Annotated in this window: 17 protein-coding genes; 10 read left to right on the forward strand and 7 right to left on the reverse strand. The window is 67.2% G+C overall.

Annotation, left to right across the window (positions count from 1 at the left end; genetic code table 11):
- The first annotated feature begins 2 nt into the window (after positions 1 to 2).
- Positions 3 to 2,078: a transglutaminase TgpA family protein gene (locus CTA01S_RS09370; protein WP_062195077.1), complete on the forward strand. Its 2,076-nt coding sequence runs from the start codon at positions 3 to 5 to the stop codon at positions 2,076 to 2,078.
- Complete coding sequence (mltB, locus tag CTA01S_RS09375) at positions 2,053 to 3,198, forward strand: lytic murein transglycosylase B (protein WP_084362384.1); 1,146 nt, start codon at positions 2,053 to 2,055, stop codon at positions 3,196 to 3,198. Before CTA01S_RS09370 ends, mltB begins: the two co-directional genes overlap by 26 nt.
- Here mltB and CTA01S_RS09380 read toward each other — a convergent pair.
- From CTA01S_RS09380 to CTA01S_RS09395, 4 genes are all read right to left on the reverse strand, one after another.
- Positions 3,176 to 3,388, reverse strand: coding sequence for a hypothetical protein (locus CTA01S_RS09380; RefSeq protein WP_062194872.1), 213 nt, complete (start codon positions 3,386 to 3,388; stop codon positions 3,176 to 3,178). The genes mltB and CTA01S_RS09380 overlap by 23 nt on opposite strands.
- A gap of 169 nt (positions 3,389 to 3,557) precedes the next feature.
- Positions 3,558 to 4,514: an alpha-E domain-containing protein gene (locus CTA01S_RS09385; RefSeq protein WP_019560411.1), complete on the reverse strand. Its 957-nt coding sequence runs from the start codon at positions 4,512 to 4,514 to the stop codon at positions 3,558 to 3,560.
- A gap of 2 nt (positions 4,515 to 4,516) precedes the next feature.
- Positions 4,517 to 5,953: a circularly permuted type 2 ATP-grasp protein gene (locus CTA01S_RS09390; protein WP_062194875.1), complete on the reverse strand. Its 1,437-nt coding sequence runs from the start codon at positions 5,951 to 5,953 to the stop codon at positions 4,517 to 4,519.
- The gene (locus CTA01S_RS09395) at positions 5,953 to 8,445 is read right to left on the reverse strand and encodes a DNA internalization-related competence protein ComEC/Rec2 (RefSeq protein WP_232301036.1); all 2,493 of its coding nucleotides are present in this window, start codon (positions 8,443 to 8,445) and stop codon (positions 5,953 to 5,955) included. The genes CTA01S_RS09390 and CTA01S_RS09395 overlap by 1 nt, the downstream gene beginning before the upstream one ends.
- A gap of 97 nt (positions 8,446 to 8,542) precedes the next feature.
- On the opposite strand from CTA01S_RS09395, the gene CTA01S_RS09400 reads away from it, so the two are divergent.
- The 3 genes from CTA01S_RS09400 to CTA01S_RS09410 are packed head-to-tail and all read left to right on the forward strand — an operon-like array spanning position 8,543 to position 10,681.
- Positions 8,543 to 8,998, forward strand: coding sequence for a RidA family protein (locus CTA01S_RS09400; RefSeq protein WP_062194877.1), 456 nt, complete (start codon positions 8,543 to 8,545; stop codon positions 8,996 to 8,998).
- A 10-nt stretch (positions 8,999 to 9,008) separates the two neighbouring features.
- Complete coding sequence (locus CTA01S_RS09405) at positions 9,009 to 9,485, forward strand: disulfide bond formation protein B (protein WP_062194879.1); 477 nt, start codon at positions 9,009 to 9,011, stop codon at positions 9,483 to 9,485.
- Positions 9,486 to 9,508: 23 nt separating this feature from the next.
- Positions 9,509 to 10,681 carry a zinc-binding metallopeptidase family protein gene (locus tag CTA01S_RS09410; protein ID WP_062194880.1) on the forward strand — a complete coding sequence of 391 codons (1,173 nt, stop codon included), beginning with the start codon at positions 9,509 to 9,511 and terminating at the stop codon, positions 10,679 to 10,681.
- On the opposite strand, the gene parC is transcribed toward CTA01S_RS09410, so the two are convergent.
- The 3 genes from parC to CTA01S_RS09425 are packed head-to-tail and all read right to left on the reverse strand — an operon-like array spanning position 10,670 to position 15,519.
- The gene (gene parC / locus CTA01S_RS09415) at positions 10,670 to 12,982 is read right to left on the reverse strand and encodes a DNA topoisomerase IV subunit A (protein WP_062195081.1); all 2,313 of its coding nucleotides are present in this window, start codon (positions 12,980 to 12,982) and stop codon (positions 10,670 to 10,672) included. The genes CTA01S_RS09410 and parC overlap by 12 nt on opposite strands.
- A 20-nt stretch (positions 12,983 to 13,002) precedes the next feature.
- Entirely contained in the window at positions 13,003 to 13,530 is a 528-nt protein-coding gene (locus CTA01S_RS09420; protein WP_062194881.1) for a GNAT family N-acetyltransferase, read from the reverse strand.
- A gap of 15 nt (positions 13,531 to 13,545) precedes the next feature.
- Positions 13,546 to 15,519, reverse strand: a complete 1,974-nt coding sequence (locus tag CTA01S_RS09425; RefSeq protein ID WP_062194884.1) for a DNA topoisomerase IV subunit B — start codon at positions 15,517 to 15,519, stop codon at positions 13,546 to 13,548.
- A gap of 108 nt (positions 15,520 to 15,627) precedes the next feature.
- Between CTA01S_RS09425 and CTA01S_RS09430 the strand changes: the two genes are divergently transcribed.
- Genes CTA01S_RS09430 through dapA form a run of 5 tightly spaced genes read left to right on the forward strand, consistent with a single transcriptional unit; the run spans position 15,628 to position 19,311 of the window.
- On the forward strand, positions 15,628 to 16,845 hold the full coding sequence (locus CTA01S_RS09430; protein WP_062194886.1) for an MFS transporter: 1,218 nt from the start codon (positions 15,628 to 15,630) through the stop codon (positions 16,843 to 16,845).
- Positions 16,846 to 16,852: 7 nt separating this feature from the next.
- A complete protein-coding gene (locus tag CTA01S_RS16725; protein ID WP_019560421.1) occupies positions 16,853 to 16,996 on the forward strand; it encodes a hypothetical protein in 144 nt (47 codons plus the stop codon).
- A 7-nt stretch (positions 16,997 to 17,003) separates the two neighbouring features.
- On the forward strand, positions 17,004 to 17,810 hold the full coding sequence (locus CTA01S_RS09435) for an SDR family oxidoreductase (protein WP_062194888.1): 807 nt from the start codon (positions 17,004 to 17,006) through the stop codon (positions 17,808 to 17,810).
- On the forward strand, positions 17,807 to 18,361 hold the full coding sequence (locus tag CTA01S_RS09440; protein ID WP_062194890.1) for a class I SAM-dependent methyltransferase: 555 nt from the start codon (positions 17,807 to 17,809) through the stop codon (positions 18,359 to 18,361). Before CTA01S_RS09435 ends, CTA01S_RS09440 begins: the two co-directional genes overlap by 4 nt.
- 59 nt (positions 18,362 to 18,420) lie before the next feature.
- Positions 18,421 to 19,311, forward strand: a complete 891-nt coding sequence (gene dapA, locus CTA01S_RS09445) for a 4-hydroxy-tetrahydrodipicolinate synthase (RefSeq protein ID WP_019560424.1) — start codon at positions 18,421 to 18,423, stop codon at positions 19,309 to 19,311.
- Positions 19,312 to 19,331 lie beyond the last annotated feature (20 nt).

Genomic DNA, 19,331 nt, shown 5'->3' on the forward strand with positions numbered 1-19,331 from the left:
CGATGTCTCGCCCTGCCGCCTTCGGGTCGCGTCTGCGCGCCATGCCGCGCGAGGTCCGCGACACCTTGTTCTTGCTGGCCGTGATCGCCTGGGTGGTGGCGCCTCACGCAGCTCACCTGCCGCTGTGGTGCACGGGTCTGGCCGCGGTCATGCTGGCCTGGCGCGCCCGCTTGGCCGTGCTCGGCCGCGCATTGCCGGGGCGCTGGGTGTTGGGCGGACTGCTGCTATTGACCTTGGCTGCCACCGCCTGGACCCACCGAACCCTGCTGGGCAAGGAGGCCGGCGTGACCCTGCTGGTGGTGTTGGTGGCCTTGAAGACCTTGGAGCTGCGCGCCCGACGCGATGCGTTCGTGATCTTCTTCCTGGGCTTCTTCCTGGTGCTGACCCATTTTCTGTACTCACAGGCCCTGCCGGTGGCCATCGCGATGGTGGTGGCGGTTTGGGGCTTGCTGACCGCCTTGGTGTTGGCCCACATGCCGGTGGGCCAGCCCAGCCTGCGCCAAGCGGCAGGCTTGGCCGCTGGCCTGTGCGGGCTGGGAGCACCGATCATGGTGGTGCTCTTTTTGCTGTTCCCCCGTATCGCCCCGCTGTGGGGCGTGCCCGGTGACGGCCTGGATGCCCGCACCGGCTTGTCCAACCGCCTGAGCCTGGGCAGTGTGGCCGAGCTGGCCCTGGACGATAGCGTGGCGATGAGCTTGCGCTTCTTCGGTGCGCCGCCGCCGGCCGAGCAGCTGTACTTCCGTGGGCCGGTGCTCAGCGAGTTCGACGGTCGGCAGTGGCGCCCGCTGTCACCCAGCATCGCGTTGCCGGGGCTGCTGCGCCCGCACACCCGCCCGGATCTGGCCAGCGGGATCGACTACGAGATCACGCTGGAGCCCACCAAGGTGGCCGTGCTGCCTCTGCTGGAACTCACGCCCGCAGTGCCCACCGGCTTGCCCGAGGCGTGGCCGCTGCGTCAGCGAGCCGACCTGCAATGGGCCACGGACCGTCCGCTGGACGAGCGGTTGCGCCTGCGCTCCACCGCCTATACACGCTTCGAGCACGGCCCTGCGGAGCCGGTGGCCGGCTTGCGGCACTATGTGGAGCTGCCCGCGGGCTACAACCCGCGCACCCTGGCCTGGGCGGCCCAGATGCGCCGCGATCCGCGCTGGGCCCAAGCCAGCGCCGACACCCTGGCCCAAGCCCTGCTCGATCACATCCGCCGCGCAGGCTACACCTACACCCTGAGCCCTGGGGTCTACGGCGACGCACAGGGCCGTCACGCGATCGATGAGTTCTGGCTCGATCGCCGCGAAGGCTTCTGCGAGCATTTCGCCGCAGCCGTCACCGTGGTGCTGCGCGCCATGGACGTGCCGGCCCGCATCGTGACCGGCTACCAGGGGGCCGAGCGCAATCCGGTGGATGGCTACTACCTGGTGCGCAACAGCTTCGCCCACGCCTGGGTGGAATATTGGCAGCCGGAACGAGGCTGGGTGCGCCTGGACCCCACGGCAGCCGTCGCGCCGGAGCGCATCATGCGGCATGCCGCGCTGCGCCCGCCCCCCGGGCTGCTGGCCACCGCCCTGGACACCGTCACCCCAGGCCTGCTGACGCAATGGCGCCACCAGTGGCAAGCCCTGAACACCGCTTGGAACCAATGGGTGCTGAACCACTCGCGCAGCCGTCAGCTCGAGCTGTTGCGCCATTTGGGCCTGCGTTCGCCCGGCTGGCAGGACTTGGTGCTGGTGCTACTGGGGTTGATGGTGGCCGCCAGTGCAGCCGTGGTCGCCTGGGCCTGGTGGAACGGACGCCAAGTCGACCCTTGGCTGGCCACATGGCGGCGCATGCGCGCCGTGCTGGGGCGGCGCGGACTGGCCAGCAGCGATGCCAGCACACCGCGCGAACTCGCCCGGCAGGCCCGCCAGCGCTGGGGCCCCGCAGCGCGTGCGGTCGAAGGCGTTTTGCTGGAGATGGAGGCCCTGCGTTACGCCCCGGGAGCCTGGTCAGCCCTGCGCGCTGCCACTACACTGAGACGCAATCCTTCACGGACCCTGTTGCGCCGTTTGCGCCAGCATGTCCGACACCTGCCCGATGCCTGACACCCTGTTGCGCCCCCCACGCTCGTCCCTGGCCTTGACGCTGGCGAGCCTCGTCTTGGCCAGCCTGGTGGCGTGGACTGCCCCTGCTGCGGCCCGCGCCCCTTCCAAACGGCCTGTGGCCGACAACACCGAGCTCACCTATGCAGGCCGCGCCGAGGCCATGGCGCTGGCCGACGAGATTGCCCAACGCCATGGGCTGGACGCCGCATGGGTGCGCGGCCATTTGGCCCAGGCGCGCGTGCTGCCGGCCGTGCAGCGCCTGGTCATGCCCGCGCCGGCCGGCACGGCCAAGGATTGGGCGGCCTACCGCGCCCGCTTCATCGAGCCGCGGCGGGTGCGCCTGGGCGCCCAATTCTGGCGCGAGCATGCGGCTTGGCTGCGCAAGGCCGAGCAGCTGTACGGGGTGCCGGCGGAAATCGTCGTGGGCATCATCGGCGTGGAAACCTTCTACGGACGCCACATGGGCGGCTTTCGGGTGCTGGACGCCCTGGCCACCCTCAGCCTGGACTTTCCCTCCGGCCGACGCGACCGCAGTGCGTTCTTCCGGGAAGAGCTGGGCCAGCTCTTCGTGCTGGCCGCCAGCGAGGGCCTGGATCCGGCCTCGCTGCGGGGCTCCTACGCAGGGGCACTGGGCCTGCCGCAGTTCATGCCCAGCAGCTGGAACCGCTATGCCGTGGATTTCGATGGCGACGGTCGGGTGGACCTGCACAACAACGTCCCGGACGTGATCGGCAGCATCGCTCACTACCTGGCCGAGTTCGGCTGGACCCGCGGGTTGCCCACCCATTTCGAAGTGCGCCCTCCCGAGGACGCGACTCGGCGGGCCGAGCTGTTGGCCCCGGACATCGTCCCCAGCTTCACGGTGCAAGAATTCCTCGACCGCCAAGCCTGGCTGCCCGAAGCGGCCACCGAGCACACCGGCCTGCTGGCCTTGGTGGAACTGCAAAACGGCAAGCAAGCACCCAGCTATGTGGCCGGCACCTCGAACTTCTACACCCTCACGCGCTACAACTGGTCGAGCTACTACGCCATGGCCGTCATCGAACTCGGTGCCGCCGTGGCGCAGGCGGTGCAGTCGCAGGCCGCCACCGCCCCGCTCAGCGCGGGCCGGACGCACTGAACAGCTCGTCGGGCGGCTCGGTGATTTCGGTCACCTCCAAGCCCTGCTCGAGCTCGTGTGCCGAATCCATCCACCAAGCCTTCTCGGTGGCCGACTCGGTCGGCCGAACGATGCCCTGTTCCAACGACGCCCGAAGTGCCTGCGAGGCCCGGGCGGCCGCCTTGCCGGACTTGCTCGTGAAGGGAAACATGGGACACCTCGGGACGGCTGAACGATGTCACCCATGATGCGCCTGTGGGGGCGCTCGGCATACCCCGCATTCACGTGGGACGCTGTCCCAGCCCTTGCCGCCCGTGCCAGATCTCACGGCCCGCGGCCCGCCCCGTTGGACTGGCTGCCGTGCCGAGCCAAGCGGCGACTCAGGCCGTGGGCACCAAAAAGTCGCGACTGATGCCACGGCCCAGATCGCCGATGCGATCGAGAAACTGCGTCAAGTAGGCATGCAGCCCGGTGGACAGGATCTCGTCGATGCGGGCGTACTGCAGATCGGCATGCAGCCGTCCGGCCCGCCTTCGGGTTTCCGCGGACTGATCGTTGGCCACGTGCGCGAGGTTGGACACCACCTCGGCCACGCAGGCCGCCAGTGAACGCGGCATGTCCGGGCGCAGGATCAGCAGCTCGGCCACCTTCTCGGGCCGGATCACGTCGCGATAGACCTTGCGGTAGACCTCGAAGCCCGACACCGACCGCAGAATGGCCGACCAGTGGTAGAAGTCATATTCCTGCTCCCGCGCCGCGAACGTGCCGAAGTAGTCGCCCTCCATGCCTTGGAACTTCACGTCCAGCAGCCGCGCCGTGTTGTCCGCACGTTCCAGGAAGGTGCCCAAGCGCAAGAAATGGAAGGCCTCGTCCTGCAACATCGTGCCCAGGGTCACGCCGCGCGACAGGTGGGAGCGGAACTTCACCCATTCGAACACTTCGCCCGGCTCACGTTCGAAATGCCCTTCGGCGATCAGCCGCCGAAACTCCAGCCAGGTCTGGTTCTGTGTTTCCCAGACTTCGGTGGTGAGTGCCCCGCGCACCGCGCGGGCATTCTCGCGGGCCGCGCGCAGGCACGACAGGATGCTCGAAGGATTGCGCTCGTCGCACACCATGTAGTGCATCACCTGGCGGGAGTGGATCGCGCCATAACGCTCGCTGTAGTCACCGGCCAGCTCGCAAATGCCCAGCAAGCCTCGCCACAGCTGCTCGGCCGACGCTGCGCCGCGAGGCATCAACAGCGTCTGGTAGTTCACGTCGAGCATGCGCGCGGTGTTTTCCGCGCGCTCCATGTAGCGTGCCATCCAAAAAAGGTGGTCTGCCGTGCGCGACAGCATGTTCAGGCCTCCAATACCCAGGTGTCCTTGGTGCCACCGCCCTGCGAAGAATTGACCACGAGCGAGCCTTCGGCCAGCGCCACGCGAGTCAAGCCCCCCGGCACCATCTGGACGGTCTTACCGGTCAGCACGAACGGACGCAGGTCGATGTGACGCGGTGCAATGCCGCTGTCGACGAAGGTCGGGCAAGTCGACAGGCTCAGCGTGGGCTGGGCGATGTAGCGGGCCGGATCGGCCAAAAGCCGGGCTCGGAAGTCCTCGATCTCGGCCCGAGTGGCCGCCGGCCCCACGAGCATGCCGTAGCCACCGGCGCCGTGCACTTCCTTGACCACCAGATCGGCCAGATGGTCCAGCACGTACTGCAAATCCTGCGGCTCTCGACACAGATAGGTCGGCACGTTGTCCAGCAGCGGCTTTTCGCCGAGGTAGAACTCCACCATCTTCGGCACGTAGGGATAGATGGACTTGTCGTCGGCAATCCCGGTGCCGATGGCATTGGCCACCGTCAGGTTGCCTGCGCGATAGACGTCGAGCAGACCCGCGCAGCCCAGCACGGACTCGGGTCGGAACGCCAGCGGATCGAGGAAGTCGTCATCCACCCGGCGATAGATCACATCCACCCGACGCGGGCCGCGCGTGGTGCGCATGTAGAGAAAGCCGTCCTTGACGAACAAGTCTTGCCCTTCCACCAGCTCGACCCCCATTTGCTGGGCCAAGAAGGCATGTTCGAAATAAGCCGAGTTGTACATGCCCGGCGTGAGCACCACCACCGTGGGCTCGCTCACGCCCGAGGGGGCCACCGCGCGCAGCGTCTCCAACAGCAAATCCGGGTAATGCGCCACCGGCGCCACCGCGTGCTCGCTGAACAGCTCGGGAAACAGCCGCATCATCATCTTGCGGTTTTCGAGCATGTAGCTCACCCCGCTGGGCACGCGCAGGTTGTCCTCCAGCACGTAATACCGGCCACTGCCATCGGGCTGGGCGGCGCGCACGATGTCGATGCCCGCGATATGCGCATACACCCCAGCGCTGACATCCACGCCCTGCATCTCGGGGCGGTATTGACTGTTGCGCAACACCTGCTCGGCCGGCACGATGCCGGCACGCAGGATGTCCTGGCCGTGGTAGATGTCGTGAATGAAACGATTGAGCGCCGAGGCCCGCTGCACCAGCCCACGCTCCAGCACCCGCCATTCGGCCGCCGGAATGATGCGCGGGATCAGGTCGAAGGGAATGAGCCGCTCGGTGCCCGAGCCGTCCTCGTCCTTGTCCCCATACACGGCAAAGGTGATGCCCACGCGACGGAAGATCATCTCCGCTTCGCGACGCCTGGCCTGCATCAAATCGCGGGGCTGACGGGCAAGCCAGCGGTCATAGGCTTTGTAATGATCACGCACCGTGGTGCTGGTGGCGTGCATCTCGTCGAAGCTCGGTCTCATCACTCGATTCCCTTGGCCGCACTTGAAGCAATTTCCGGGCCCAGTTCAACTCCAAACTGGGGAGGCCCTCCTGTGCGATGGTGCCAGTATCGCCGGCGCAGGTCACGCTCGCAGCGCCCGCGGCCGGCCATCCAGCGATACGCCCCGCAGGTCGGGGTGGCGATGCGCTCGATGCCCTGCTGCCCGTAGCGGGCCCACACCGAAGGGGCCGGATGGCCAAAGCGGCTGCGATGCGCCACCTGAAACACGGCCACCCGCGGTTGGACGGCCAGCAAGAACTCCTCGCTGCTGGAGCTACGGCTGCCATGGTGCGGCACGAGCAGCCAGTCGGCAGCCAGTCGCTCGGCCTGGGTCTGGACGAGCCGCAACTCCTCGCGGCGGCCGATGTCCCCGGTCAGCAAGGCGCGGTGCCGTGGGGTCGAAACCCTGAGCACGCACGACACCTGGTTGGGCTGAAGCGGTGGCGAACGGTCTTCGGGCCCCGGATGCAGGATCTCGAAATCCACCCCGTCCCAGCGCCAGGCTTGGCCGGCCGTGCAGGGCGTGTGCGAAGCCACCGCGCCAAGCAACTCATGCGTCGGCTCCAGCGAACTCATCACGGGGGTGTCCGGGTAAGCACGCAAGAAGGCCCGTGCCCCGCCCACGTGGTCCGCATCGCGGTGCGACAGCACGAGCCGGTGCACCTGCCGCTCGCCCAGCGACTGCAGCACCGGCACCAACACACGCTGCCCCGCGTCATCGTCGGCCGTGTATGCCGGGCCGGTGTCGTACACCAGCGTATGGCGCTCGGTGCGCACCACCACCGCGGTGCCCTGCCCCACGTCCAGCGCGATCACCTCGAACTGCCCTGGCGCCGGACGCGGCACCGGGGGCCATAGCAGCGGCAACATCAAGGCCAGCCCGAGCAGACGCAAGGTCAGCGGCCAAGGCAACACCGCCAGCGCCCCGCCGGCCAGGCCGACGGCCACGGCCCACATCGGCGCAGCCGCTGTCACCCACTGCGCCTGCGGCCAAGCCGCCAGCCAGGTCAAGCCGGCCGTCAACGCGGCCAACACCGCAGCCGCCCCGTCCCACAGCGCGGGCCACATCACACCGAGCAGGGCCAGCGGGGTCACCACCAGGGTCACGACCGGCACGGCCACCAGATTGGCCAGAAAGCCCACGAGCGAGACCTGCTGGAAGCACACCAGCGTCAACGGGGCCAGACCCACGGTGGCGATCGCCTGGGTGCGTAACCCCGCGCCCACTGAGCGTTGCAACCAGTCCCGCCAGCGGGCCCGGCTGCCGGGGTCGGCCGCCAAAGTGGCTTGCACCCAGTCGTGGTCTGCACTGGCCAACAGCAGCGCCACTGCCACGAAGGACAGCCAAAACCCCGCTTGCAGCAAGGCCCAGGGATCGACCGCGGCCACCACCGTGGCCACCACCAGCAGCATCAGGCCCCAGGGCCAGCGCCGCCCCAGCTGCGCCAGCACCGCCACGGTGGCCAACATCCACACGGTGCGCTGGGCCGGCACGCCCCAGCCCGAGAACACCGCATATCCCGTGGCCAGCGCCAAGCCCCCCCAGCGTGCTGCCACCGGCGCGGGCAGGGCCAGCGTCCAGGCCGGCTGCATGCGCCACAGCCGGCGCAACGCGGCCGCGGCAAGCCATGCGAACATCGTGATGTGCAAGCCGCTGATGGCCATCAAATGAGCCACGCCGGTGATGCGAAAGAGATCCCAATCGGCCCGGTCGATGGCCGATTGCTCGCCCACCACCAGCGCGGCCAGCACCCCTGCCAGACGCGCATCGCTCACCCGCTCGGCGATACGCACCGCCACGGCCTGGCGCCAGCGGTCCACCAGATGTCCGTCGGCCTCGTCGAGCTTGCGATGGCGCTGGCTGCGCAGCGCACGCACATGGCCGGTGGCGCCGAACCCGTTGTCGAACAACCACAGCTCGGCGTCGAACCCATTCGGGTTGAAACGGCCGTGCACCTGCCGCAGCCGCACCACGAGCTGCCAACGCTGGCCAGCGGTCAAATCGTGCGGCGGCCGCTGCTGCAACCGCCCCTCCTGGAGCCCCCCGCGCCAGCTCAGCAGAACCCGCCGCGGCACCCCGAGCTCCTGCGGAGCTCGCGCGCCCTGCGCCGGGTCGGCCCAGGCCGGCCGCACCGCCTCCACCTCGAAGGCAAAGCGCACAGCGCCCTCGCGCCACAGCGGCACACCGGCCACGCGCCCCACCAGTTCGAGATCTTCCCCCTCGCGCGCCGGGTCGAGCCGATCGGCCAAACGCCCATGGGCACGCAGCTCCGTCAGACTGAAGCCCAGCAGGGCCGCCACGAGCGCCACCGCGAGATACCACCCCCGGTGTTGGCATGTGCGGCACCGCCACAGCGCGGCTGCGCCCAGCCCCGCCAGCGCCAAGACCGCCGCATCCAGCCACCCAGGCCACAGGGCCGCCTGCTGCAACTGCCACAGCGTGCCCAAGCCATAGCCTGCCAGGGCCCACACCAGGCCCCACCTGCCCCTCGTCGCCATCCGACGTCCTCCCTGAACGCCTCGTGATGTGAAGTGTAGGATTGCTGGCTGTCCTGCAAGGAGCCATGACATGTCCGTTTACAACCAGCTCAAAGCCCTGAACATCGAACTGCCGCCGGTGGCCACCCCGGCGGCCGCCTACGTGCCTTTCGTGCGCTCGGGCAACCTCGTCTTCCTCTCCGGCCAAATCGCCCGCAAAGACGGCAAACCCTGGGTGGGGCAGCTCGGCAAGGATTTGGGCACCGAAGAAGGCAAGGCGGCCGCGCGTGCGGTGGCCATCGACCTGTTGGGGACCTTGCAGGCGGCAGTGGGTGACTTGAACAAAGTCAAGCGCATCGTCAAGCTGATGAGCCTGGTCAACAGCACCCCCAGCTTCACCGAGCAGCACCTGGTGACCAATGGCGCCTCCGAGCTGCTCGGGCAAGTGTTTGGGGACAAAGGCGCCCACGCGCGTAGCGCCTTCGGTGTGGCCCAGATTCCGATGGGCGCCTGCGTCGAAATCGAATTGATCGCCGAAGTGGAATGAGGGCCGCGCCTTGAACCGCTGGAACCTCAAGACGGCCTGCGCGGCCGTCATCGTGCTGTGCCTGGGCGGTGTGTCCGCCGCCTTGGTATCACAGTACGTTTTCGACATGCAGCCTTGCCCATGGTGCATCCTGCAGCGCGTGATCTTCCTGCTCATCGCCTTGCTGGCCGCGCTGGCCCTGCTGCTGCCCGTGCGGGGCCTGCAGCGGGGCTTGGCTGGTGTGGGCCTGGCCCTGGCCGCCTCAGGCATTGCCGCGGCGGTCTATCAGAATCGGGTGGCGGCCCAGGAGTTTTCCTGCAACCTCACGCTGGCCGACCGCATCATCGGCGCCCTGGGTCTGGAAAGCGCCGTGCCGTTTCTGTTTCGCATCTCGGCCTCGTGCATGGACGCTGCGGTCAACCTCTTGGGCCTGCCGTATGAAGCCTGGAGCGGCTTGCTTTTCCTGATGGTGGGGCTGGTGCTGTGGGCCGGCTTGCGTGCGCGCTGAGATGACCGTCTCCAGGGGCTGCCATGGCGGGTTTTTTCGACACTCTGTCCGACCGGCTCGGCCAAGACTGGAAACCCCAGCGCCAGCCGCGGGCTTGGCGGGCCTACCGTTGCGTGTGCCAGCGCCCGGTGTTCTTTCGCAACAGCCAATGCCTGGCCTGCCATGCCCCTTTGGGTTACGAACCCACGCGCGCTCAGGTGCTCGCGCTGCAAGCGGACCCACAGGCGCCCGGGCTGTGGGCATTGGCCGACGGCAGCGCCTCGCCGCGCTACCGCCGCTGCGCGAACTTCGACTCACCGGCGGGCTGTAACTGGCTCGTGCCCGAGCACGACCCCAATCCGCTGTGCCGATCCTGCCGCCTGAACCGAACCATCCCCGACTTGAGCCAGCCCGACAACGCGCAGCTGTGGCAGCGCATCGAAGCGGCCAAGGCCCGGCTCGTGTCGTCCCTGCTGGCGCTGCAACTCCCCGTGCGCTCACGTCTCGGTGAAGACCCGCAGCACGGCCTGGCCTTCGACTTTTTGCGCGCCGTGCCGGGCGGCCCTGCCGTGGTGACCGGGCATGCGCAGGGCATCATCACCCTGGACATCGCCGAGGCCGACGACGCTCACCGCGAGCGCGTGCGCCGACAACTGCATGAGCCCTATCGCACCCTGCTGGGCCACTTGCGCCACGAGGTCGGCCACTATTACTGGGCTCGGCTGGTGGCCCAAAGCGCTTGGCTGAATGAATTTCGCGCCGTCTTCGGTGACGAGCGGCGCGATTACGCCGCGGCCTTGCAACGTCACTATGCCGAGGGGCCGCCCGCGCAGTGGTCGCTGCACCATGTCAGCGCCTATGCCAGCGCCCATCCTTGGGAAGACTGGGCCGAAACCTGGGCCCATTACCTGCACATGGTGGACACCCTGGACACGGCTTTGAGTTTCGGGCTGGAAGCCGATGAACTCGAAACCGGCTATGAACCCTTCACCACCGACTGCCTGTACCGCCCGCAAGACCCTGATGCACAGCGCTTTCTGTCCGTGGTCAACGCCTGGACCGAACTGACCGGCGTGCTCAACGAACTGTCGCGCAGCATGGGCCAGCCCGATTTCTACCCCTTCGTGCTGTCGCGCACGGCCGTGGCCAAGCTGCAGTTCGTGCACTTGGTGGTGACGCAAGCGGCCAGCACCGCCGGGCAGGACTCAGCCGGGTAGCACACGGGTGGCCTTGAAACCCAGGGCCTTGCCTTTGCGAGAGCGCCGACCGGTGAATTCGGCCAAGGCAGCGCCGCGAAAGTCCTCTTCCTTGGCCTTGCCCCCGCGGCCGGTGCCCAGCACCTTCACGGTCCCGGCAAAGACCGCCACCGACACCAGCGGATCCTTCGCATCCACGTCCATCAAAGTCAGCCCACGCCCGCCCTTGGGCTGAAGCTTCAGCTCGCTCAACGGAAAGACCAACATCCGCCCGCTCAGCGACAAGCAGGCCACCTGATCGGCCCCGGGAGCCACCGGCGCTGGCGGCAGCAGGCGGGCAGCTTCATCCAGGTCGAGGAAACTCTTGCCGCCTTTCTGACGCGACACCATGTCACCGATGCGTGCCAACAAGCCATGACCGGCCGTGTTGGCCAACAGGAACGTCGCATCCAGCGATCCGGCCACGAAATGCGCCAGCTGGGTGCCCGGCTCCAGCTCGATCATCGTGGTCACCGGCTGCCCATCGCCGCGGGCGCCCGGCAAGGCACTGACTGCCACGGTATAGACGCGCCCATTGCTGCCAAAGACCAGCAGCGTATCGACCGTGCGGCACTCGAAAGTGCCGTACAAGCCATCGCCAGCCTTGAACGCAAAACTCGCCGGGTCGTGGCCGTGACCTTGGCGGGCACGCACCCAGCCCTTTTGACTGACCACCACCGTGACTGGCTCGTCGATCACCTTGACCTCGGCCACCGCCTTTTTGTCCTCCTGGATCAAGGTGCGTCGTTCGTCGCCGTATTGCTTGGCATCCGCCTCGATTTCCTTGACCACGGTGCGCTTGAGCGCGGCCGGGCTGCCCAGGATCTCCTCCAGCTTGGTCTGTTCGCTGCGCAGCTCCTTGAGCTCCTGCTCGATCTTGATCGCCTCCAGGCGCGCCAGCTGACGCAGCCGGATCTCGAGAATGTCCTCGGCCTGGCGCTCGCTCAAGGCAAAGCGCTCGATCAGCGCCGGTTTGGGCTCATCGGCGTGGCGGATGATGCGAATCACTTCATCGATGTTCAGCAGCACCAGCTGCCGGCCCTCCAGCACATGGATGCGGTCAAGCACCTTGTCGAGCCGATGGCGCGTGCGACGCGCCACGGTGGCCAAACGGAAGCCGATCCACTCGGTCAACACCTGGCGCATGGACTTCTGCGTGGGCCGGCCGTCGCTGCCGACCATGGTCAGGTTGACGGGCACCGAGCTTTCCAAACTGGTGTGCGCCAACAGCGTGTTGATGAGCTCTTGCTGATCGATGCGGCTGGTCTTGGGCTCGAACACCAGGCGCACCGGTGCCTCCTTGCTCGATTCGTCGCGCACGGCATCGAGCACGGCCAGCACGGTGGTCTTGAGCTGGATCTGCTCGGTGCTCAGCGCCTTCTTGCCGGCCTTGACCTTGGGATTGGTCAGCTCCTCGATTTCCTCCAGCACCTTCTGCGCGCTGGTGCCCGGCGGCAGCTCGGTCACCACCAGCTGCCACTGGCCGCGCGCCAGATCCTCGATCTTCCAGCGAGCCCGCACTTTGAGGCTGCCGCGTCCGCTGCTGTAGGCCTCGCGGATGTCGGCCGCGCTGCTGATCACCTGGCCACCTCCGGGAAAATCCGGGCCGGGCAGCAGCGCGAAGAGCTCCTCATCGGTGAGCTTCTCGTTCTTGATCAAAGCCACCACTGCGGCGGCGACCTCGCGCAGATTGTGCGAGGGAATCTCGGTGGCCAGGCCCACCGCGATGCCGCTGGCGCCGTTGAGCAGCACGAAAGGCAGCCGTGCGGGCAGCTGACGCGGCTCCTGCGTGGAGCCATCGTAGTTCGGAACGAAATCGACCGTGCCCTCGTCGATCTCATCGAGCAGCAGCCGGGCGATCGGCGCCAGACGCGCCTCGGTGTAGCGCATCGCCGCCGCACCGTCGCCATCGCGCGAGCCGAAATTCCCCTGCCCATCGATCAACGGATAGCGCTGGCTGAAGTCCTGCGCCATGCGCACCAACGCATCATAGGCCGCGGTGTCTCCGTGCGGGTGGTAGCGGCCCAGCACATCGCCCACCACGCGCGCGCTCTTGACCGGCTTGGCCCCGCCGCTGCCGGTAAAGCTCAGCCCCATGCGCTCCATCGCATACAGGATGCGACGCTGCACCGGCTTTTGGCCATCACACACATCCGGCAAGGCGCGGCCTTTGACCACGCTCAGCGCGTACTCCAAGTAAGCCCGTTCGGCATAACGGGCCAGGGTCAGGCTGTCGCCGCCTTGGCCACCCATCGAAAAATCCAAGCTCGTCTGATCCATCATGACTTGTGTGGTGCCGCCCATCAGTCGGCCGTTTCCAGGCCCCTGTCCACGCGGGCACGATATTCGTCTTCCAGCATCGACATCACGATCAGCGACTCGAAGCCATGGTCGGTGAGCACGCTTTCGCGCAGCCGGCCTTCCTCCACGAAGCCCTCGGTGTCGTACAGCGCCTTGGCACGGGTGTTATAGGGCCGCACATCGAGCCAAAAGCGATGCGCGCCCAGGTCATTGAAGGCAATGCGCTTGAGCAGCCGCAAGCAGGCGCGCCCCAGACCCTGCCCCTTGGGCTGGATCACCATGCGCTTGAGTTCGATTGAGCGGTGACGGTTGCGACAGCCCACCAAAATCACGAACCCCACCGGCACATGCGAATCCCCGGTCTCCACGATGAAATGCCGGAAATCCGGGAAGCGCACCGCTGCCTCGTGCTGCGTGCGGTCCCAGGGGGTGATGGTCGGCCGGTTGACCGGGTCGTTCTCCATCGCCACGACCTCGTCCAGGTCGTCGATCAGGGTGGGCCGCAAGCGGACCCGGGTATTGCCCAGCACGGTTGGCGCCCCTCGTCAGATGTCCACCTCGACCGCGTGGCCGTGCAACTCCATCAGTTCGCGCCGGGCCTGCGCCTCGCCCTTGCCCATGAGCTTGTTCATGAGCTGCTCGGTGTCGGTAAAGCCGAGGTCCCCATAGGCCACGCGCAACAGGCGCCGGGTGTCGGGGTTGAGCGTGGTCTCCCACAGTTGCTCGGCACTCATCTCCCCCAAGCCCTTGAAACGGCTGATCGTCCACGCCCCTTCCCGGCACCCTTCCTTGCGCAGTTTGTCCAGGATGGCGGCCAGTTCGCCCTCGTCCAGCGCATAGAGCTTGGCCGCGGGCTTCTTGCCGCGCGCCGGGGCATCCACGCGAAACAGCGGCGGCTTGGCCACGTACACATGGCCACGCTCGATCAGCTTGGGGAAATGGCGGAAGAACAGCGTGAGCAACAGCACCTGGATGTGGGAGCCGTCCACATCCGCATCCGACAAGATGCAAATCTTGCCGTAACGCAGCCCCGACAAATCGGGATCGTCCGTCGGCCCATGCGGGTCCACGCCGATGGCCACGGCAATGTCGTGGATCTCATTGTTCTTGAACAGCAGATCGCGCTCGACCTCCCAGGCGTTGAGCACCTTGCCGCGCAACGGCAAGATGGCCTGGGTCTCCTTGTCGCGCCCCATCTTGGCACTGCCGCCGGCGGAATCTCCTTCGACCAAAAAGACTTCATTGACCGACAGGTCACGGCTTTCACAGTCGGTGAGCTTGCCCGGCAGCACGGCCACGCCCGAACCCTTTTTCTTCTCGACCTTCTGCCCGGCGCGTTGGCGTGCCTGGGCCTGTCGAATCACCAACTCGGCCAGGCGCTTGCCCTGGTCCACATGCTGGTTCAGCCACAATTCCATCGCCGGCTTCACATACGCCGACACCAAGCGCAGCGCATCGCGGCTGTTGAGCCGCTCCTTGGTCTGCCCCTGGAACTGCGGGTCCAGCACCTTGGCCGACAGCACGAAACTCGCCCGTGAGAACACATCCTCGGGCATCAGCTTCACCCCTTTGGGCAGCAGGCCATGCAGCTCGATGAAGCCCTTGACCGCGGCGAACAAGCCGTCCTTCAGCCCAGCCTCGTGCGTGCCCCCGGCCACCGTGGGAATGAGGTTGACATAGCTCTCACGCACGGGCGCTCCCTCCTCGGTGAATGCCACACACCAGGCTGCGCCCTCGCCTTCGGCGAAGTTTTCCGTCTCCCCTTCCTCGGCGTAGTGCTCGCCCTCGAAGAGCGAGATCAGCGGATCGGCCGGCAAGGTTTGCAACAAATAGTCTCGCAAGCCCCCTTGGTACAGCCAGGTCTGGGTCTCGCCGGTTTTCTCCTCGGTGAGGGTAACCGTCACCCCGGGCATCAACACTGCCTTGCTGCGCAGCAAGTGCACCAGCTCGGGCCGAGGCAGTTGGGCGCTGTCGAAATACTTTGGATCAGGCCATACCCGCACCGTCGTGCCGTGACGACGCGCCCCGGGCTCGGCTTTTCGAACGGCCAGGGGCTCGATCACCTCGCCACTGCCAAACGCCAGACTGGCCACCTGGCCGTCGCGCCAGACCTGCACCTGCAGGCGCTTGGACAGCGCATTGGTCACGCTCACGCCAACCCCGTGCAACCCGCCGGAGAAGCTGTAGGCCCCGCCGCTGACCTTGTCGAACTTGCCGCCGGCATGCAATCGCGTGAAGACGATCTCCACCACCGGCACCTTTTCCTCGGGGTGCAGCCCGAAGGGAATGCCTCGACCATCGTCTTCGACACTGACCGACCCATCGGTGTGCAAGGTGACCGAAATCCGCCGCCCGAAGCCAGCCAAGGCCTCGTCGGCCGCGTTGTCGATGACCTCTTGAATGATGTGCAGCGGGTTGTCGGTGCGCGTATACATGCCCGGACGCTGCTTGACGGGCTCCAAGCCCTTGAGCACCCGGATCGACGCCTCGCCGTAGGAATGTTGCGCTTTGCTCGCCATGGCGGCGCATTCTAGGCCGACCGCGCCGCCGACCGCCAAGCTGAATGCCAGCTGAACCCAAAGTGCGCAGCGCCAGCAGACTGGCGGCGGCTTGGCTACAGTTCAGCCATGAACTCCACCGCCACCCCGAAGCTGTCCATGACGCAGGTGCTCATCTGTGGCGCCTTGATCGTGACCCTGTCCATGGGCATCCGCCACGGCTTCGGGATGTGGCTGCAGCCGATCACGATGGAACGTGGCTGGAGCCGCGAGACCTTCGCGTTTGCCATTGCGGTCCAAAACCTCATGTGGGGAGCCACCGGCCCCTTCGCCGGCATGCTGGCCGACCGCTTCGGCGCCTTTCGCGTGCTGCTGGCCGGCGCCGCGCTGTACGCCGTCGGTCTGGTGCTGATGGCCCTGGCCACGTCGGGTCTGGCCTTCACCGGCAGCGCCGGCCTGTTGTTGGGCATGGCCCAGGCAGGCACCACGTATGCCGTCGTCTACGGCGTGATCGGCCGCAATGTGGCCCCCGAGAAGCGCTCCTGGGCCATGGGCGTGGCCGCCGCGGCCGGCTCCTTTGGCCAATTCCTGATGGTGCCGGTGGAGAACTGGCTGATCGGCGGCTTCGGCTGGCAAAACGCCCTCTTCATCCTGGGCTGCCTGGCGCTGGCCATCATGCCGCTGGCCCAGGGCCTGAAGGAGCCCCGGCGGGCCGCCTCGGCCGCGGGCTTCGAGCAAAGCATCGGCCAAGCCATACGAGAAGCCCTCGGCTACCGCAGCTTTCAATTGCTGATGGCCGGCTACTTCGTCTGCGGCTTCCAAGTGGTGTTCATCGGCGTGCACATGCCCAGCCACCTCAAGGACCAAGGCCTGTCGCCCGAAGTGGCCACCTATGCGCTGGCGCTCATCGGTCTGTTCAATGTCTTCGGCACCTATGCCGCTGGCGTCCTGGGCCAACACCTGGCCAAACGCCACATCCTGGCGGCGATCTACTTCCTGCGCTCGGTGGCCATCGTGGCCTTCCTGTGGGCGCCGCTCACGCCGATGAGCGTCTACGTCTTCTCGGCCGTCATGGGCCTGCTGTGGCTGTCGACCGTGCCGCCCACCAATGCCGTGGTGGCCCAGATCTTCGGCGTGCAATACCTGTCGATGCTGGGCGGCTTCGTCTTCTTCAGTCACCAAATCGGCTCTTTCCTGGGTGTGTGGCTGGGGGGCCGGCTCTACGACAGCACGGGCAGCTACGACATCGTCTGGTGGATTGCCGTGGCCCTGGGCGTCTTTGCGGCCTTGGTCAACCTGCCCGTGCGGGAAACCGCCATTCGACGGAGCGCCCCGGCTGCGGCATGATGTGACCATGATCCCGAAGCGCCCCCTCTTGCGCCCACTCCAGGTCTTGGCCTGGACGCTGGGCCTGCTCGTGCTGCTGGCAGTGTTCGCCTGGTATGCCCAGCCGGCCATGGTGTTCGAGCTGGCCCAGCAGTTCTGGAATTGCTTCTAGGCGTCCCATGCAAGTGATCGTCTTGACCGGTGCCTCCGAAGGCATCGGCGCCGAAATGGCGCGTCAGCTCGCGCAGCGTCACGGCCCGCAGGCCGCCTTGGTGCTGGCCGCACGCCAACGGCAACGCTTGGACGCGGTGGCCGCCCAGTGCCGTGCACACGGCGCCGAGGTGCTGGTGCAGCCGACCGATGTGAGCGTGCAGGCCGAGTGCCGCGCCCTGATGCAGGCCGCCGTTCAGACCTATGGTCGCATCGACACCCTCATCAACAATGCCGGCATGTCCGCCCATGCCTTGCTGCGCGAGGTCCAAGACCTTGGCTGGTACGAACAGCTCATGCGCATCAACCTGTGGGGCGCGGTCTGGTGCACCCATGCAGCCTTGCCGCATCTGCTGGCCAGCCGAGGGCGCTTGTGCGCCGTCAGCAGCCTGGCCGGCCTGGTGGGCGTGCCCGGCCGCACGGCCTACAGCGCCACCAAGTTTGCGATGACGGGCTTTTTCGAGGCGCTGCGCGTCGAACTCATCGGCACCGGCGTCAGCGTGACCATCGCCTATCCCGGCGTGGTGGCCACCGAAATCCGCCGGCGCGGCTTCAATGCCGCCGGCCAGCCGGCCGGCGTCAGTGGCCTGGACGAGCGCGGCGCCATGCCGGTAGACACCTGCGCCCGCCTCATCCTGCAAGGCCTGGAACGTCGCCGCCGTGACGTGGTGATGACGGCGCAAGGCCGACTCGGGCGCTGGCTCAAGCTCATCGCGCCGGCCATCGTCGACCGCATGGCCCTGGCGGCCCTCCGTCGGGAGGCCCGGCCCCGATGAGCGAGCCCAGCACCCACGGGAACACGCACGTCTCGGACTGGGTGCGGCGCTGGGCCGCGCTGATCCCGGCCGGCGGCACCGTGCTCGACGTGGCCTGCGGCAGTGGGCGTCACCTGCGCTGGCTGGCCGCGCGCGGGCACCCGGTCACCGGCGTGGACCGCGACGCACAGGCGGTCGAGCCGCTGCGCCCACTGGGCGAGATCGTCGTGGCCGACATCGAAAACGGCCCCTGGCCCTTCGAAGGCCGGCACTTCGACGCCGTGGTGGTCACCAATTACCTCTGGCGCCCCCTGCTGCCCATCCTCGTTGACACCGTGGCTCCCGGCGGTGTGCTGATTTACGAGACCTTCGCGCTCGGTCACGAGACGGTGGGCCGGCCGCGCCATCCCGACTTCCTGTTACGTCCGGGCGAACTGCTGGAGGCTGCGCGCCCCCACTTGCGCGTGGTGGCTTACGAAGAAGGATGGCTGCGGGCCCCGGAGCGCCTCGTGCAGCGCCTGGCAGCCGTGCGGGAAGCCGCCTCCTGCGTGGCGCGGCACCGCTTGGACTGAACCCGCCCCAAGCCGCCAGTGTGCGGATCGGCCGTGGGTAGAATCGATGAATTCATAGGATGACCCGCATGAAACCCATCACTGGCAGCATCGTGGCCCTGGTCACGCCCATGCATGACGACGGCAGCATCGATTACGACGGTCTGCGCAAGCTCATCGACTGGCACATTGCCGAAGGCACCGACTGCATCGGCGTGGTCGGCACCACCGGTGAGTCTCCCACCGTCACCGTGGAAGAACAGGCCGAAATCATCCGAGTGGCCGTCGAACATGCCAAGGGCCGCGTGCCCATCATGGCCGGGGCTGGTGCCAACTCCACACGCGAGGCCATCGAGCTGTCGAAGTTCGCCAAACAGGCCGGGGCCGACTGCACCCTGCAAGTGGTGCCGTACTACAACAAACCCACCCAGGAAGGCATGTATCGCCACTTCCGGGCCATCGCCGAGGCGGTGGACATCCCGATGGTGCTGTACAACGTGCCCGGTCGCACAGTGGCCGATATGCAGCACGAGACCGTGCTGCGCTTGGCCCAGGTGCCTGGCATCATCGGCATCAAAGAAGCCACCGGCAACATCGATCGGGCTGCCTGGTTGATCAAACATGCTCCGCGCGGCTTTTCGATCTACTCGGGCGACGATCCCACGGCCGTGGCCCTGATGCTCCTGGGCGGCCATGGCAACGTGAGCGTCACCGCCAACGTCGCTCCGCGGGCCATGCACGAGCTGTGCATGGCGGCCATCGCCGGCGATGCGCGCCGCGCCGCCGAAATCCATCTGCGCCTGCTGTCGCTGCACAAACTGCTTTTCGTCGAACCCAACCCCATCCCCGTGAAGTGGGCCTTGCAACGCATGGGACGCATCCGCGGGGGCCTGCGCCTGCCGCTCAGCCCCTTGAGCGAAGCCCACCACGGCGCCTTGGAACAAGCCCTGCGTGAGGCGGGTCTGATTTGAGCCTGCCGCCGCCCCGGCCC

The organism is Caldimonas taiwanensis NBRC 104434 (genome assembly GCF_001592165.1).
Classification (GTDB): domain Bacteria; phylum Pseudomonadota; class Gammaproteobacteria; order Burkholderiales; family Burkholderiaceae_C; genus Caldimonas; species Caldimonas manganoxidans.